This window comes from Coprococcus sp. AF21-14LB (genome assembly GCF_003458885.1).
Classification (GTDB): domain Bacteria; phylum Bacillota; class Clostridia; order Lachnospirales; family Lachnospiraceae; genus UBA9414.
Genome location: NZ_QRVX01000015.1, coordinates 24,377 through 41,012, shown reverse-complemented (window position 1 = coordinate 41,012; position 16,636 = coordinate 24,377). Strand labels below are relative to the sequence as shown.

Annotated in this window: 21 protein-coding genes and 1 pseudogene; 1 reads left to right on the top strand and 21 read right to left on the bottom strand. The window is 39.8% G+C overall.

Annotation, left to right across the window (positions count from 1 at the left end):
- Positions 1–5: 5 nt before the first annotated feature.
- From DWX73_RS05675 to DWX73_RS05640, 8 genes are read right to left on the bottom strand one after another with little or no spacing between them, the layout of a single operon-like run.
- Positions 6–653, bottom strand: coding sequence for a cytidylate kinase-like family protein (locus DWX73_RS05675; protein ID WP_118347696.1), 648 nt, complete (start codon positions 651–653; stop codon positions 6–8).
- A 45-nt stretch (positions 654–698) separates the two neighbouring features.
- Complete coding sequence (locus DWX73_RS05670; RefSeq protein WP_118347694.1) at positions 699–1,607, bottom strand: RluA family pseudouridine synthase; 909 nt, start codon at positions 1,605–1,607, stop codon at positions 699–701.
- Complete coding sequence (gene lspA, locus DWX73_RS05665; RefSeq protein ID WP_118347692.1) at positions 1,600–2,139, bottom strand: signal peptidase II; 540 nt, start codon at positions 2,137–2,139, stop codon at positions 1,600–1,602. The genes DWX73_RS05670 and lspA overlap by 8 nt, the downstream gene beginning before the upstream one ends.
- 47 nt (positions 2,140–2,186) lie before the next feature.
- On the bottom strand, positions 2,187–2,954 hold the full coding sequence (locus tag DWX73_RS05660) for a YlmH family RNA-binding protein (RefSeq protein WP_118347690.1): 768 nt from the start codon (positions 2,952–2,954) through the stop codon (positions 2,187–2,189).
- Between the two features lie 10 nt (positions 2,955–2,964).
- Entirely contained in the window at positions 2,965–3,498 is a 534-nt protein-coding gene (locus tag DWX73_RS05655; protein WP_118347688.1) for a cell division protein SepF, read from the bottom strand.
- Positions 3,499–3,519: 21 nt separating this feature from the next.
- On the bottom strand, positions 3,520–4,215 hold the full coding sequence (locus tag DWX73_RS05650; RefSeq protein ID WP_118347686.1) for a YggS family pyridoxal phosphate-dependent enzyme: 696 nt from the start codon (positions 4,213–4,215) through the stop codon (positions 3,520–3,522).
- 14 nt (positions 4,216–4,229) lie between these two features.
- The gene (locus DWX73_RS05645; protein ID WP_118347684.1) at positions 4,230–5,630 is read right to left on the bottom strand and encodes an HlyD family efflux transporter periplasmic adaptor subunit; all 1,401 of its coding nucleotides are present in this window, start codon (positions 5,628–5,630) and stop codon (positions 4,230–4,232) included.
- 17 nt (positions 5,631–5,647) lie between these two features.
- Entirely contained in the window at positions 5,648–6,595 is a 948-nt protein-coding gene (locus DWX73_RS05640) for a TIGR01212 family radical SAM protein (RefSeq protein ID WP_118347682.1), read from the bottom strand.
- Between the two features lie 81 nt (positions 6,596–6,676).
- Between DWX73_RS05640 and DWX73_RS05635 the strand changes: the two genes are divergently transcribed.
- Positions 6,677–6,874, top strand: a complete 198-nt coding sequence (locus tag DWX73_RS05635; RefSeq protein WP_118347680.1) for a DUF378 domain-containing protein — start codon at positions 6,677–6,679, stop codon at positions 6,872–6,874.
- Positions 6,875–6,958: 84 nt separating this feature from the next.
- Here the strand turns inward: DWX73_RS05635 and DWX73_RS05630 are convergent, their stop codons facing one another.
- The 13 genes and pseudogenes from DWX73_RS05630 to DWX73_RS05585 form a co-directional block, all read right to left on the bottom strand.
- Entirely contained in the window at positions 6,959–7,609 is a 651-nt protein-coding gene (locus DWX73_RS05630) for a D-alanyl-D-alanine carboxypeptidase family protein (protein ID WP_242996646.1), read from the bottom strand.
- 5 nt (positions 7,610–7,614) lie between these two features.
- Entirely contained in the window at positions 7,615–7,929 is a 315-nt protein-coding gene (locus DWX73_RS13905) for a hypothetical protein (protein ID WP_242996644.1), read from the bottom strand.
- On the bottom strand, positions 7,913–8,308 hold the full coding sequence (locus DWX73_RS05625) for a methylglyoxal synthase (RefSeq protein WP_118347678.1): 396 nt from the start codon (positions 8,306–8,308) through the stop codon (positions 7,913–7,915). Before DWX73_RS05625 ends, DWX73_RS13905 begins: the two co-directional genes overlap by 17 nt.
- A 12-nt stretch (positions 8,309–8,320) precedes the next feature.
- Positions 8,321–9,451 carry an FtsW/RodA/SpoVE family cell cycle protein gene (locus DWX73_RS05620; protein WP_118347676.1) on the bottom strand — a complete coding sequence of 377 codons (1,131 nt, stop codon included), beginning with the start codon at positions 9,449–9,451 and terminating at the stop codon, positions 8,321–8,323.
- Entirely contained in the window at positions 9,448–9,660 is a 213-nt protein-coding gene (locus DWX73_RS15490) for a cell division topological specificity factor MinE (protein WP_213049413.1), read from the bottom strand. Before DWX73_RS15490 ends, DWX73_RS05620 begins: the two co-directional genes overlap by 4 nt.
- A gap of 21 nt (positions 9,661–9,681) precedes the next feature.
- A pseudogene (minD, locus tag DWX73_RS05615) lies at positions 9,682–10,464 on the bottom strand (septum site-determining protein MinD); the annotation flags it as partial.
- 17 nt (positions 10,465–10,481) lie between these two features.
- Positions 10,482–11,135 carry a septum site-determining protein MinC gene (locus DWX73_RS05610; RefSeq protein WP_118347720.1) on the bottom strand — a complete coding sequence of 218 codons (654 nt, stop codon included), beginning with the start codon at positions 11,133–11,135 and terminating at the stop codon, positions 10,482–10,484.
- Positions 11,136–11,157: 22 nt separating this feature from the next.
- Positions 11,158–12,711 (bottom strand): penicillin-binding transpeptidase domain-containing protein, encoded by a 1,554-nt coding sequence (locus tag DWX73_RS14805; RefSeq protein WP_330413499.1) that lies wholly within the window; start codon positions 12,709–12,711, stop codon positions 11,158–11,160.
- Positions 12,708–14,009: a hypothetical protein gene (locus DWX73_RS14800; RefSeq protein WP_330413498.1), complete on the bottom strand. Its 1,302-nt coding sequence runs from the start codon at positions 14,007–14,009 to the stop codon at positions 12,708–12,710. Before DWX73_RS14800 ends, DWX73_RS14805 begins: the two co-directional genes overlap by 4 nt.
- Positions 14,010–14,058: 49 nt before the next feature.
- Positions 14,059–14,451: a rod shape-determining protein MreD gene (gene mreD / locus DWX73_RS05600; RefSeq protein WP_330413497.1), complete on the bottom strand. Its 393-nt coding sequence runs from the start codon at positions 14,449–14,451 to the stop codon at positions 14,059–14,061.
- Positions 14,452–14,615: 164 nt separating this feature from the next.
- The gene (gene mreC / locus DWX73_RS05595) at positions 14,616–15,479 is read right to left on the bottom strand and encodes a rod shape-determining protein MreC (protein ID WP_118347674.1); all 864 of its coding nucleotides are present in this window, start codon (positions 15,477–15,479) and stop codon (positions 14,616–14,618) included.
- A 37-nt stretch (positions 15,480–15,516) separates the two neighbouring features.
- Positions 15,517–16,236, bottom strand: coding sequence for a RadC family protein (gene radC / locus DWX73_RS05590; protein ID WP_118347672.1), 720 nt, complete (start codon positions 16,234–16,236; stop codon positions 15,517–15,519).
- 36 nt (positions 16,237–16,272) lie between these two features.
- A complete protein-coding gene (locus DWX73_RS05585) occupies positions 16,273–16,533 on the bottom strand; it encodes a DUF4321 domain-containing protein (protein WP_118347670.1) in 261 nt (86 codons plus the stop codon).
- Between the last annotated feature and the right edge of the window lie 103 nt (positions 16,534–16,636).

Here is a 16,636-nt window from a genome sequence, read left to right as displayed (position 1 = left end):
AAATCTTAAATTGCTTCTACTGTTTTTTGATCGTTAAATGCGTCAACATAACGAATAATTGCTTCTACGGTCTTGTCGATTCCAAGCTTAGAACTGGACAGACAGAGGTCATAGCTAGACGCATCTCCCCAACGCTTGCTCGTGTAATAATTATAATAGCTTGCACGCTTCTTATCTGCTTTTAAAATCTTATCCTTTGCAGCTGCATCTGTCAAATCCTCTGTCCTTGCAATCCGCTGAATACGCGCATCTAATTCCGCATGTATAAATACACTGACGCGATTTGGAAATTCTTCCAAAGCATAATCTGCACAACGTCCTACAAGAACACAAGGACCTTCTAATGCTATCTTCTTAATCGTATCAAACTGTGCGAGAAAGATCTTTTGATTCAGCGGCATATCTGAATATGCAGATGATGCAAATCCATAAGAATACGTATCCATCACGAGAGAGTACAGAAAGCTGTTTGTAGGCTTCTCGTCATGGCTTTCAAATAGCTCTTTGCAAATACCGCTTTCTTTGGCTGCGCGCTGCAACATTTCTTTATCGTAGAAACCGATTCCATAGTGAGCGGCAAGTCTCTTTCCGATTTCGTGTCCACCACTTCCAAATTGTCTTCCAATTGTAATTATTGTATTCATTTCACTCATAATGCCACTCTCCTTTTTAGATGATATGACAATTATATACTATTTTTACAATTTACGCAATAAATCCTCGAAATATTTTGGTAAAGGTGCATCAAACTCCATATATTCTCCTGTAGATGGATGATGAATTCCTAGTATTTTTGCGTGAAGTGTCTGTCCCTGGAGTTTATATGGACATTTTGCCGGACCATACACTTGATCTCCAAGAAGCGGGTGATGGATTGATGCCATATGTACTCTGATCTGATGTGTTCTTCCTGTTTCCAATTGGCATTGAATGTAAGTATACTGCGCAAAACGTTTCAATACTTTATAATGTGTTACCGCTTCCCGTCCACGATTATAATTTACAGCCATTTTTTTCCGATCAATAGGATGACGGCCGATTGGAGCGTCAATTGTTCCGGAATCTTCTTTAATCACGCCATGCACAATCGCATGATAGATTCGGCGAATACTATGCTCCTTGAGCTGCTCTGCCAGGTTTTGATGCGCCGCGTCATTTTTGCAGACAATAAGGGAACCTGTTGTATCCATATCAATCCGGTGAACGATTCCGGGACGCATTACTCCATTAATCCCGGACAAATGCCCCTGACAGTGATAAAGAACCGCATTGACGAGGGTGTGACTGTAATGTCCGGCTGCAGGATGAACGACCATTCCTTTTGGCTTATTTACGATTAAAATATCATCGTCTTCGTAAAGAATATCCAACGGAATATCTTCCGGGACAATATCCGGTTCCTGAAGTTCTGGAATCTGTACTTCAATCCGATCATCCGGAGATACTTTATAGTTGGCTTTCACAGTCATGCCGTTTACAGAAACAAGGCCGTCTTTTAGTAATTTCTGGATATAGGAACGAGAATACATCTCCATTTCCTGCGCTAAAAACTTATCAATCCGATCATTGGACTGTTCTTCTACAACAAATACTTCCAGATTATTCATTTGTAGTCCCTTTCTTTCTATGCAGAAGTAAATCTGTCATTAAATCCATATCTTCCTCTTTGTAATAAAACAGGATCAGACAAAGGAGTATAAAAGTAGCTACTGTAACAAAAATATCCGCAACATTAAAAATCGGAAAGTTAATCAGCGAAAGATATAAAAAATCAATTACATAATTATGGCAGACGCGATCAATCATATTTCCAACTGCACCCGTCATAATGAAAACAAGACACCACCGCAGCGGAGTGTAGCGTTTTTCAAATGGCATTTTCGTGAAAAAGAACATCCCGATCATCAGCATAAAAACACCAATGAGAACAAAAAACACTTTTTGATTTTGAAATATGCCAAATGCAGCTCCTCTGTTTTCCAGATATTGCAATTGAAATACATTTTTAATCAAAATAACAGGTTCCTTATCTTTTAAATTTACTACAGCCAGATATTTGGTAACCTGATCCATTACTACCCCCGCCAGAAATGCAAGCATACCGAGGGAATAGCACCGCCTTTTTAAAACATTTGTCATGAAATACACTTCTTTCTTTAAATTGTTTTACAATGAAATACATTTACTTAAATATATTTATTGATGCATACACTGATCCGTCCTTTTTTCGTTCTGCCGGATGCCTCACAGAAACGAAAGCGTCCAAGTCCCCGAACGGAAATAATGTCCCCTTCTTTTACTTGATAACCATTTGAAGTGATCAGCTTTCCATTCACAAACACTTTTCCACCTTCAATCTGCCCGGCCAATTTACTTCTGGACGCTGAAAATGCCAGCGCAAGCAGACTATCCAGGCGCACAGAGGCAACTGTTCCGCGAATCGACTCTAATTTCGGTTCATAATGAAATTCTTCTTTTAAGATCCTCTGTGCCAGAACAGTTGTATGACGTATCCGTGTTAGATTGTCACAAATGTATTGTGCAATGGAACGATGTGCAAATAAAATAGCCCGATCCTGTTCTACAAGAATATCACCCAATTTACACCGTTCCAGTCCCAAATGTAAAACTGCACCAAGCACATCTCGATGTGACAATTCTTCTGCGAATTTCTTTTGGAGCGGTACAATTGCAATTGTTTCATACGGAAAGTCGATCTCTTCTACCGGATACAAAGAAAAAGCATCAGGTAGAAATGCAACCATCTGACGCTCTGAATACATATATCCTCCGCTGGAACAATACATCGTGTCAAATTCATTGTGCGGTGTCGTATGTAAAATATTTAGTTCATTCAAATTCAAAAAATCTGAATAGCAAATGATACCGCGCCGATATGCTGTCCGCGACAGCTCTATCAGGCGCTTCTGTAACATTAATTCTTCTTTTTGCATAAATCTTTCCTTAAAAACGTGTACGAATAGAAGGAACATCAAATGAAGAGTTCAGTAAATCCTGTAAATCCCCGGAAATTTCAACATTCGTTGGTGTTACAAGGAAAATATAGTTGGAAATCTTCTGAAGATTGCCACTGATTGCAAATGCAGCTCCGGATGTGAAATCAATAATCCGCTGTGCAATCTCAAGATCCAGTCCTTCCAGATTCAAAATGACCGTACGTCCTTCTAACAGCGTCTCTGTAATATCTCTTGAATTATCTACAGAATTCGGCTTAATCACGCAAACCTCCATGCTAGGTGCACTTTTTCTTGCTGTTGGACGCATCGGAGTTACTTTATTATTAGACATTCTTGAAGATTTGGAATGACTGTCACTGTAATCTTCTTCCTCTTCTGTGCTGTCTTTTTTTCCAAATGCATTTTTCTTTGATTTATCATCATAATCATCAAATTCTTCGTCATCATCCATGAAATCGTCATCATCATAATCATCTTCATCTAACTTCATGATGGAAAGAAACTTATCTAATACTCCCATGTTATTTTATACACTCCTATCTTATGTTCTGTCGTAATTTCTCTCACCGAAGATGCCTGTTCCTACACGAACAACTGTAGCACCTTCTTCAATCGCAACTTCATAGTCGTTGGTCATACCCATTGAGAAAATACTCATAGTAACATTATTAACTTTTTTTGCTGTGATGTCAACAGATAATTGCTTTAATTTTGCAAAATATATCCGATTTTCTTCAGGATTTTCTACATATGGTGCAATGGTCATAAGTCCCTTTACGCGAATATGGGAAAAATCTGCAAAATGATCAATTTCTTTCAGTAATTCTTCCGCTGAAAATCCGAATTTACTTTCTTCTTGCGCTACATTTACTTCAAGAAGAACATCTGTTATACAGCCTTTTTTTGCCGATTCTGCTTCAATTGCTTCTGCAAGGCGCAGCGAATCCACCGAATGAATCAATGCTGTTTTCCCAATAATATATTTAATTTTATTGCGCTGCAGATGACCGATCATATGCCACTTAATATCTGACGGAAGCTGATCATATTTGTCTGTCAGCTCCTGCACTTTATTTTCACCAAAATCTCTTATCCCACAGTCATATACTTCCTTTAACATAGAAACCGGTTTTGTTTTGCTGACCGCAATCAGCGTTACTTCTTCTCGTTTTCGGCCGCATCGTTCACATGCAGCCTGAATATTTGCTTCTACTTTCTTCAAGTTTTCTTCTAACATGATCTCACGCTCCTTTATTCTAAGACAATTTCATTTTCCCGGACAGTGTCTCCGTACAAGGCAATCTGGTCATAATTAGATAACCCGTAGGCACTTCCGGACTGAATTACATAATATTCTTCACTCTCTGCCAATACATGGATTTGTTTAAAAACTGCATAGCCTTTATTGACATTATATACGCCCTTTAACGTCTTCGTCTTGCCAATGACATAAGTATCCTGAGATTCCGGCTCGAGAATTACATCTCCCTTTTCAAATAAGCTCTGTTCCAGATAAGAAATACCTTCTTCTTCATTTGCATAATAGACATCAGCCGCAACAAATTCTGTTGTATTTTTCTTTTTCTCTTTCAATACGCCGCTCTCATTTGTCTTTCCGCTTTCCGTAATATATTCTGTCGGAACAATATAAAACTTCTTTTCCACAACTGCTGATTTTGGAATCTTAAGTCCTGACTGATCTTCCAGAATGAGTTCAAAATCAAGATATCTGTCGCCGGCATAGCGAATCATCGAATGATCAAATGTCAGATACGCAAAATAAGCACCGTCTTTCTTCTCAATCCGGATTCCGGCCCAAATATTTTCGTTGTCTTTCAGCATTTTAAGCTTTACCGTATTCGCTTCTGATTCCAGAAGGGTTTTCGCAGTATCTGCTGACAACACCGTCACAATCTGCCATGACTCGGAAGTGATCAGCCGGCAGACCGGATCCCCGGCTTGTACCTTCTGATTGTTCATAAATTCCTGGCGACTGTAATCTTTCTTTTGCAGATGATCTAATGTAACCTGCTCTGCAGTTAGTCCTTCATAGCCATCTTGTGAAAACTGTATGATACCGTCATCCGGCGTCTGAAACAGGCTCAACCCGGCAATACTTCCTCCCTGAATTAAGGAATCAAGATACATCTGTTTGCCGATAGAAGAATTGCTCTGCAAAATACTTTCCAATCCTGTCTTTAAACTATATGTTTCTGAAAAACGATTTGGATCATAGCTCTCCACAAAATTCTGTGTTTGCATAAGAAACTGTGCCGTATCTTCCTGATCCAAAACAGCCTCTTCTGACTGTGAAACATTCTCATCATAAGGAATCTTTTCTTCTGAGATCGTATAAATATTCTGTCCGACGGCAACCTTACTTCCTTCCGCAGCGTAATAATTAAGATAACCTCCCGTCGCTGCCGGAATGATGATTTCTTCTCTAAGAACAAGACCACTGTATGAATTATCTTTCAAAATAGAGCCTTCCCGTACTTCATATCTAATCACATGATTCTTCGTTAGATAAGTAAATACCGTCACAATTAGATAAATAAAAATCACTCCAAAAATTAACAGTCCGATATTAAATTGCTTGTTTCTCTTTTTAAATGTTCTGATATTTGAATATTCTTTCAGTTTTCCAGCCACCTGGCAATGCTCCTGTATTAAATCTTAGAAAGTGCCGGACCATTACGGTAATGGAATTCTTTTCCCTGATAAATTCCCCGTTCTTCCATCCGTGTAAGCGCCTCGTCTTTTAGCTTCCACCAACTTGTATTCCAATTCGAAAAAATGGCTTCTTCCTCCGGAACCCGGCTAAAAAGCCTCTCCACAACAATCGTTGGATCTAAATATGCAATAAATGTAAGTAATCGTTCAAGATATTCTTCTTTTGAACATATTTGTATTGTACCATTTTCATATGCTTTGGACAATACAGTGTTACGCGCAATATAAAGAGAATGCAGTTTTACTATCTCTGATCCAAGAACAGAAACAATCTTAGCTGTTTCAATGACATCCTGCATCGTATCTCCCGGAAGATTTAAAATAAGATGAGTACATACTTCAAAAGGATAGCGGTGAATCCTTAGTACACTGTCAATATATTCTGCCAGTCCATGGCCTCTTTGAATTTGAGCCAGCGTATGATAATTTGCAGTCTGAAGCCCAAGTTCAATCGTAATTCTTACATCGTATTCCAATTGAATTTTATGCAGCAGCTCAAGATAGTCATCACGAATACAATCCGGTCTGGTAGAAATGGAAAGTTCCACAATATCCGGAAAGGATGCGGCTTCCCGCATATATGTTTCGAATTGGTCCAACGGCATAAATGTATTTGTATAATTTTGAAAATAAGCAATGAATTTTTCCGCTTTATATTTGCGTTGAATCTTCTCTTTCGTAGTTTCAAGCTGTTCTCTGACACTGATGCTGGAATTCATTGCTTCAAATCCGGTTCCGACTTCTGCGCAAAAGGCACATCCCTTACGTCCACCCAGACGATTTGGGCAGGTAATTGGAAGATTTACCGGAAGCTTATAGACTTTCTGATGATAGATTTTTTTTAAATATTCAGAATACACACGATAATATTTATTTTCATTCATATTGTAAAAAACTTCCTTTATATGTGAATAACCAACTGCATCCGGGATATACTATAACTATCGAGTAAAGGAGGATATCATATGAAATGGTTCGATAACACAGCATTAACGATTGTTATTATCGGTGCAGTGAATTGGCTCTTAATTGGTATATTTCATCTGGATCTTGTGGCTTTTCTATTTGGAAACATGTCTGTACTTTCCAGAATCATCTATACTATTGTCGGATTATGCGGACTGTATCTGATTAGTCTTTTTGGACGAATTCAGGAAATGTAAGCTATTTCCAAAAAGTCAAACACATAAACGCCACACATAAAAGAAAGAAGAGGGAATTTCCCCTCTTCTTTTGTAATGCAGTCATTAAAGTGCAGGTACTGCTTCTAACAGTGAGGTCATATCTGCATACAGTACCGGCCGCGTATCAGCTCCCATAACAATAGAAATGTATGGGCTGCCAGAAGCATTTTGACTGTACAAAATCAGGCATGCACCTGCTTCATTCGTTGTTCCGGTCTTACCTCCAACAACAGAAACATTCGCCGGCACGGGATACATTCCATTTATAAATTGATTGCTCTGTTTCCATATCTGACTTCGAATCGTTCCATCCGCCATAGTAATCGATGCCGTATATTCACTGGCAGAAACGATCTCCTGAAACACAGGATTCTTAATACATTCATTAAAAATCAAATACAGATCATATGCCGTAGTGTAGTGTTCTTCATGCTGATATCCGTTTGAATTCACGAAGTGCGAGTTTGTAGCTCCAAGAGATTGCGCTTTTTCATTCATCATCTGGGCAAAAGCCTCTTCACTTCCACTAAGAAACTCTGCGATTGCAACAGCTGCATCATTTCCGGATGGAAGCATTAATCCATATAAAAGATCACGAAGCGTTAATTGATCTCCTGTCTGCAAAAATGCTTTTGAAGAATCTGACGGCACATTTACCGCAGTCTGACTGACCGTTACAACCTCATCCAGGCGTCCGGATTCCAGTGCCAACAATGCAGTCAGTATCTTTGTTGTGCTTGCCGGAAAAAGTCGGTCATGAATTCGATAAGATATAATACCTTTTGTTCATTTACTCCGAAAAGACCTGCTCCATGTAACATTGTATCTTCTGAAACAGACGGATTTCCAATGTTCTCAGCTGTCACACAAAGCTCATCTGCAAATAATGATCCGCGATATAAATCTTTGCGGTATGTGTCAAGCTCATATTCCGTAATTGCTTCTGATGGTTTCGGCTTAGCACATCCTGAACAGGTGACACAGCAAAGAAGGATACAACTCATTTTGATAATTTTATTATTTATACATTTCACGCCAATCTAAGTCTCCCCTGTCAAGTGCATGAATGATTAGTTCCGCTGTTGCAATATTGGTTGCCATTGGAATATTGTAAGTATCACATAATCTGACAACATCATTTACATTTGGTTCGTTTGACTTTGGAGTCAGCGGATCCCTGAAAAATATAAGCGCATCGATTCCATTCTGCTCAATCTGTGCACCGAGCTGCTGCATTCCCCCCAGCGGTCCGGCGAGATATTTATGGATAGAAAGGTTCGTAACTTCCTCGATCAGTCTTCCGGTTGTTCCGGTTGCATATAGAGAGTGCTTGCTTAGGATTCCCCTATACGCGATACAGAAATTCTGCATAAGTGTTTTCTTTGCATCATGTGCAATTAATCCGATATTCATCTCTGTCTCTCCTTATTGATATTTTTTCGGCTGCAATCCTACATTAAGCACAAATCCGATTCCCATATATAAACAAATAAGAGAGGACAGACCGTAACTTATGAACGGTAATGACAAACCTGTATTCGGGAAAATTCCCGTTGCCACACTAATATTAATAAATGTCTGAATCCCAATCAGTGAGGCGACGCCGCCGCAGATAATCATACCTGCCAAATTTTGCGCCCGTAGTCCGATTAAAATACATTCCACTACTATTAATAATAACAAAATTATTACGATACAACAACCCACAAAACCTAATTCTTCTCCAATAATTGCAAAAATAAAATCCGTCTGAGGCTCTGAAATAAAGTTACCATTTTTTACAGAAGTAGTTGTATTATTATCAAGTCCCTTTCCTGTCAGCTGTCCGGAACCAATCGCCATAATAGAGTTGCTCTGCTGATATCCCGTTCCATCTCTATATTCATCCGGATGCAGCCATGCAAGAATACGTTTCTGCTGATATGGTTTAATCAGTTTCTGGTCCGGCTGCACAACAATGCTTAAAAAAATCACTGAAATAGGAATCACAATGACCAGTACTGTTCCGATGAAGCGATAATGCAGCCCCCCAAGATATAAAAGAGCACAAAATAATGCTGCAAGACAGATGGTATTAGAAAGATTCGGCTGTAGATAAATCAGAACCAGAGACGGCAGAATCAATGCAACGCCTTCCCAGAGTGTCTTATTTAAAAGCCCTTTACAATTCTTAAATACTTCTTCACGCTTCATCAAAAATTGAGCAAAAAACAAAATCATAAGAAGTTTTGTTAAGTCAGAAGGCTGAATTCTTGTAAAGCCCAGATCCAGCCAACGCTTTGCGCCGTTCACGGAAACTCCGAAGAATCTTACCGCAACAAGCAGAAGCAGATTCACGACATACATGACCCAATAGAATTTCAGCACCCAGTTATAATCAATCAATGACACAATTACCATAACAACGATACCCAGAATCACTCCGAAAATCTGTTTTGGCTGTGAAGATTTCTGTGCACTGCCAACTGCAAGAACTCCTATAATAGAAATTGCAATGACAAGCACTACCAGATTAAATTTGTAATCTTTCAAATGATACGGTTTTGTTAATTTCAAATTTCTTCTCCTGTAAGTTTGATATGTATGTGTGTATGTGTTACCTGAACTTCAAATTCCTCTTTTGTAATTTCTATATATCTGGAAAGAATCAGATATAATTCTTTTTCCAGCTGCTCCATTGCAGTCTCTGTACAGCAGATCCGGTCTGAAATCAGCAGTGATCTCAAGCGTTCTTTTGCGATTGGAACTGAAGCTCTTTTTTTCATATTTCTTTCCTCCCTAATGCTTTTTAATGCATGCATTAGTTTCTGGAAAATCCCGCCGCCTTGTTCCAGATCTAAAAACGGAACTTCTTCTCCGCCAATTCGTTTACAGATATTCCGGTAAGCCTGTCCTGCCAGAGAATCCTGATCGATGACAGACTCTCCCTGATTTGTCGCAATTACTACCTGCTCATCATCCGGAATCGCTCCGATCAGATGAACAGACAGAATCTCATTCACATCATCGACAGACATCATATCCCCTCTCTTTACCATATCAATACGAATTCGATTGATAATCAGATCAATCTTACGGATCTGATTTGTTTCTAAAAGACCGATGATCCGATCTGCATCTCGAATCGCCGAAACTTCCGGCGTTGTTACGACAAGCGCTCTGTCTGCACCTGCGATCGCATTTTGAAATCCCTGCTCGATTCCGGCAGGACAGTCCAAAAGCACATAATCATATTCTTCTTTTAACTCTCCCGTCAGCTTTTTCATTTGTTCCGGAGAAACCGCAGATTTGTCTTTCGTCTGTGCAGATGGCAGCAGATACAGATTTTCATAGCGTTTATCATGAATCAATGCCTGCTTTAACCGACATTTTCCTTCAATCACATCGACAAGATTATAAACAATCCGATTCTCAAGCCCCATTACTACATCCAGATTGCGAAGCCCAAGATCAGTATCGATTACAATAACTTTTTTTCCACTTTGTGCCAGACCGACACCGATATTTGCGGTAGTTGTTGTCTTTCCGACACCGCCTTTTCCTGATGTTACAACAATAATTTCACCCATTTCGATTCCTCCTGATCTTACTGTCCCATTCCCGCAAGCGGAAACATTTTAATTTTTGCATTCTGAAGAACTGCAATTTGCGGACAGAATGTAATTTCTTCTTTTTCAGAGCAGCGGGAATATCTGATCCCACGCCCGGCAATTTTCAGGCGTCCCGGACAAAATGCAAGAGCCGCAATAAAAGCCTCTTGATCTCCCGCAATTCCGGCATGAATATGTCCGGAAGCTGTTCCGAGTATGATCACATTCCCTTTTGCAGCGACACGGGCGCCTTCCTCCACATTTCCGAGAATGACAATACTCGTCTCGGATTCCAATATCTGATGTCTTTTCAGTGTTCCTTTGTAAAACTGTCCATCCTGTCTTGCAAAATCAGCAATGCAGTTATTAATCACATTGCGGTATGCAAGCTCTGTATGTTCCGACTGATCAACGATGCAGATAATATTTACTTTACCTGCTTCAGAAATTCGGCTGATCAATGCTTCTTCCTGTGCCTGACTCAAAGGACGGCCTTCAAATGAGACCGCCATTTTTGCCTCTTTGAAAAATTTCGCAGAAGATGCAAATTTCTCTTCCACCCGGTCAAGAAGCTCCGGAAACGGAATTTCCCGATCCAGGTGTACAAGAATGCCATATCTGCTGCTTTTGATGATTACGGAGGGTTTCATTATATTTTTACCTTCTTTCGCATTAATCTCCTGCAATCGCAGCTCCAAGCTCGGCAGCCTGGTTATGGATCAATGACGATTCATCAACAAGATGATAATAGTATTTGACAACATCTCTTCCAATCTCTGCAGCATAAGAAGAGCTGTATCCATTTGCAATTCGAACGGCAAGCGCAATCTCCGGATTAACACTCGGTGCATATCCTACAAAAAGCGCATGATCCGCGTGAGTCGTACTCTGCTGTGCGGTTCCGGTCTTGCCGGACATTTCAAAATCCAAAGATCTCATATCAGAAAATGTAGACGAATTTTTAACCATATCCGCCATACCATCCTGGATCAGATTCCAGCTAGTGGAGGAAATATTCTCCATTTTGGTTAGAAGTTCTGGTGTAAATGTTTCAATGACATTGCCGTCCAGATCCTGCGTATGATCCAAAAGTGATAGAGAATACACATTACCCCGACTGGCAACTGCAGTCACATAACGAGCCAGCTGACTTACCGTATAAATATTAGTACCCTGACCAATAGCAGAACGAACGGCATCCGTATCAGAAATGTTCGGCTCTGATTCAGGAATCTCAAGTCCGCTCTTCTTGTCTAAACCAAATTCTGCTGCATAAGATGCCAGTTTATTAACTCCAAGACTGTCTGAGTAGGAAGTTTCATTTTCTTTTGTTTCTGTGTTATAAGAAACCGTTTCTCCCAGTAAATGACCGACTTCATAAAAATAGCAGTTACATGATACATCAATTGCCCGCTCTACTCCGATACTGCCGTGTGCCCCACTGTATATCCAACATTTCGGACTCGGTGTTACCTTTGTATACACACCGGAACAATTAATTTTTGTACCGCCGTCAATAATGCCTTCTGTCAAACCTGCTGCAGAAGAAACCATTTTGAACGTAGATCCGGGAGCAGTTCTCTCTTGTGTCGCCTTATTATAAAATGGTCTTGAAGAACTTGTCTGAAGCTCATAATAATAAGCAGTATCCATTGTATTTGCCAGACGGTTATTATCATACCCAGGGTAAGAGACACAGGCAATCGTACTTCCGGTGTTTACATCTGTCATAACAATAGAACCGGTACACGGCTCAAGTCCCAGCGCTCCCGGAGTCAGCTCGAGCGACTGAATCTTTGCGCGAATGAAGTCGTAGGATGACAGCGAGCCATCTAACAGTCCATTTATCGAAGCCTCATCTCTCGCCAGAACGTTTTGTTCAAACAGAGCAAGGCAAAGTTCGGTTCCGCTGATTGTACCGTCTTTAATCATATAGCGATATACCAGTTTTGCAAAAGCATCATCTGTTTTTAAGTGGTCCAGTGTAAATGTCAGGATTGCCTGATAAATCTCAGAGGCATCGGAATATTTTGCATCTGCAGACATATAATTTTGTAACACAGATGTATCAATCCAGTTTTTCGAAATTGCATGATTCAAATACGTATAAAGGTTGATGGATTCGTCTTCCATCCATGCTTTGTACATTTCATCATTTGTATCAATTTTGTCTTTCTGTATAATTCCGATATTTGTCGTCAGCAATGTGGTTGCAATATAATTCATATACGCCTGCATTTCTTTTGAAAGTTCACTATATGCAGCGCCTGCGGGTTAGAAAGCTGTGCAGACAGTTCTGCCAGAGACTGCTCCAGTCGTACCTGGAAAGCACCGTAAATCGCCTGTTCATTTGCCCCGGCTTCTGCAAGCGCAATATGATCCATATCAAGGATGCTGTTGTTGATCAGCGCAAAATACACATCATCAATTGGAATGATTACATTTTTTGAATCACTTTCCGGATCCGGCGTATAGTTCATAATATTTTGGATCTTACTCAGTAAAATACCCGCTAACTTTTCTTCGATCACGCGATATGCTGCGATCTGAAGATTCTTATCAATGGAAAGATAGAGATCATTTCCTGCTTTCGCTGCAGACACTTTCTGAGACTCTACAACTTTTCCCACATTATCTACATAGACAGTTTCTTCTCCTTTTGTACCTTGCAGATATTGATCCATAGACTGCTCAATCCCGGCTTTTCCAACAATATCTGTCAGAGAGTAATTACTATCCTTCTCTTCTGACAGTGTTTCATATTCTGACTGGGAGATTTTGCCCGTATAGCCAAGCAGCGGTGCAAAATACATTCCATCCGGATAGGTACGGACAGAATCTTCTGCAATATCAATGCCATAAAGCGTATCGAGATGCTCCTCAATCGCAGCTACTGTCACATCTTTAATATCTGTGGCAATCGTTACCGGAATGTATTTCTGGTAACTGTTCAAATGCATAGCATAACGAATCGTTGTCAGCTTTACTACCGTTGCCTTGTCATATTTTTTCTGATCAATATTGTAACCGCTTTTTTCGTCTTCACAGAGAAAATCCATAATATCCTGTGCGGTAGCATTCTTTTGTTTCGTACTCAGTTCATCAATGGTCCGCTTCCCGTACACATCGGCAATGAAACGCTGTCTCCGCGTTCCCTCGCTCATGGCAAATTCATATTCTCCATTGCTGTTTACAAGGATATTGAAGTCATTCACAATACTGTCTCCATTGGATTCTACAATATCAATGACATTCAAAATCGTCTCATTGATCACATCATTTTTTTCTGCTCGTGTTTCTGCATCAAATGATCCGTCATCTTCAATGGTAACTGCATAGGCAAGCTTATTATCCGCAAGTACATTACCATTACGGTCATAGATCCGTCCCCTTGTTCCCTTGAGTTCTTTTTTCTTCTGTATTAATAATTTATAATCTTCCAAATAGTTCTGCCCATTTACGATCTGCAAGTCAAACACACGGTAAATCAGTGTGGAAAATAATATGCAGAATGCAATAATCAAAACAAAACCTCTGGATTTTATAACATTTTTAAATGTAATTTTGATCCGGTTAAACAAGCTTACCAGCACCCCTTTTTTCGTCATCGTCCAAGCGTTGATTTACATATAAAATCAATGGATATAAAAACAATGTAATAATGATCGTATATACAAGTTCCGGCACGATAATATTCCAGAAATAATACCAAAAATCAAATTTACTCCGCATCATGTAAAGGAAAATATAATTACAAAGTCCGAATACAAGCTCACTTGCAGAAATCAATAGAATTGGAAGTTTGATATCATCTTCAAAAAACATTCTGTTAAAAAAGCCATTACAGTATCCGATCAACAGATAGATCAATGCGTAAGCGCCGATCATGGAACCAACTCCATAAAATACATCCATGAAAAGACCGGAAACAAATCCAACAATCATTCCTTCTTTTTTACCACGCATGAACCCATAAGAAGATGCCAGAATAATCATAAAATTCGGAGAATGGAAGCAAAAGCCAAATGCTGAAATACGGTTGTCTGCAGCAGGAAAAATACTACGATAAAAACTGCTGTTACAATTTTTCTTTTCACGTTGATACGCGCTCCTTTCTGATAACCCCGCCGTTATTCTTCTTTTCCGGTTAATTCCTGTTTCGTTGTTAAAATAACAAGTACTTCCTGCAAATGCTGGAAATCCACTGCCGGAGTCAGATATCCTGAGCAAGTAAGATTATTCGAATCTTCTTCGATAGAATCTACATAGCCAACGAGAATTCCCTGGACATATCGACTGCTGATAGCAGATGTTACTACATATTCTCCGGCTGCAATTTCTTTGCCTGTATTCGGCAAACGTTCAAAGCGAATTCGTCCGTCATTCATTAATTTTAAATCGCCATTCACAATACAATTATCGGAGGTAGAGAGCATCATGGCGCTGACTTTACTTTCATCATCAATAATTGAACGCACTTCCGCCCAATTAGGCCCAACCTCGGTAACGATTCCTACAAGTCCGCTTCCTGCAATCACATTCATATCTGTTTTGATTCCATCATTGGAGCCTTTATCGATCGTAAAAGAATTAAACCAGTTGCTCCCGTTATTAGCGATAACCCGGGCGCCTATCTTCTCATAATCTGAATAGTTCTGATCCAATTTATACAGAGCCTGAAGACGTTCCAACTCCGATTGCTGCTGCTGCAGACTATTACGTTCCAGAGTTAATGCATCTATCTGCTCTTTTAACGTCTCATTTTCTGCTTTTAATTCCTGAAGCGTCTCGAAATTATCCGTCAGATCGCTGAGCCATACTCCTATCGTATTAATCCCTTTCTGCATCGGCACAACTGTATATCCTGCAATAAAACGGAACGGTCCGCTTGCCTTGCTGGATAACAGGGACAGCCCCATCATTAAAATACAGATCAGGCACAGGATCAGTACCCAGTATTTATTTGACAATGACGATTTATTTCGCTTTTTCATGCTATCATCCACCTACCATAATAATCTGATTAAAAATCTAGTTGCATTCATAATATTTTTGCTCCAGCAGCTTCTGTTCTGCCATACTGACATAACAGCGATCACCCAAAATGATGTGATCCAAAAGCTCAATGCCGATCAGCGCACCCGCTTTTGCAATCTGCTGTGTTACCATAATATCTGCATGACTGGGCGATGCGTCTCCGCTCGGATGATTATGAACCAGAATCATAGAAACAGCCTGATACCTCAATGCTTCAATCATCAGTTCCCGCGGAGAAATAATCGCAGAATTTACCGTCCCTTTAGAAATAATCCGTTCTCCGATCAGCTTAGATTTTGTATTTAGAAGCAGCAGCATCAAAAGTTCCTGCTCCTGATGTCGAAATTCTTCCATATAGTACGCCGCAATGGAAGACGGATTGTCAAAACAAAGAGATTCCTCCGCCTCTGCTTTTGCTAGTCGTTTTGCCAGTTCTGAGAGACAGAGGATCTGAAGCGCTTTTACTTTTCCGATTCCGGGGATTTTAAGAAGCGCTTCATAAGACCATGTATGAACAGCCAGCAGTCCTTCCTTTGGTCCTCCCGGGTGCAGGAGCATTCTTGCTAGTTCAAGAGAAGTGATTCCCTTTGTTCCTGTCCTCAGTAAAACAGAGAGCAGTTCACTGTCTGTAAGAAACTTTGCTCCGTTCTGCTCACATTTTTCATATGGCCGATCTTCTTTTAACATTTCTTTCATTGTACAAGTCTGATTCATAGTTCTTTTGCAGACGCCGCCATGAGACAGCAGATATTATAAGAAGCGATATATAATAATAGACAAAATCATGCCCAGAATGCTGGCAATGTTAATCTCGATGCTGAGTCCAAATGTAATTGACATTACCCCAAGATTCAGTACAACTGGATTCTGAAGTCCAAATGCCTGTCCATATGACAGCCAGCTCAAGAATGATACACCATCCGCAAGCATTCCGATAAAGCCTCCAAGCACAATTCCTGTCAATATCAACAAAAATAAAGCCCATGAATTTTTGCTTCCTGAACCTCTCATTGATACTCCTCCTCTAATCCATTTCTTTCACAAACTTAGTTCATTTTAGCATATTTAAAAAATAGTGTATATACTTTGCAAAAACTTTATCATTAAATTTTTC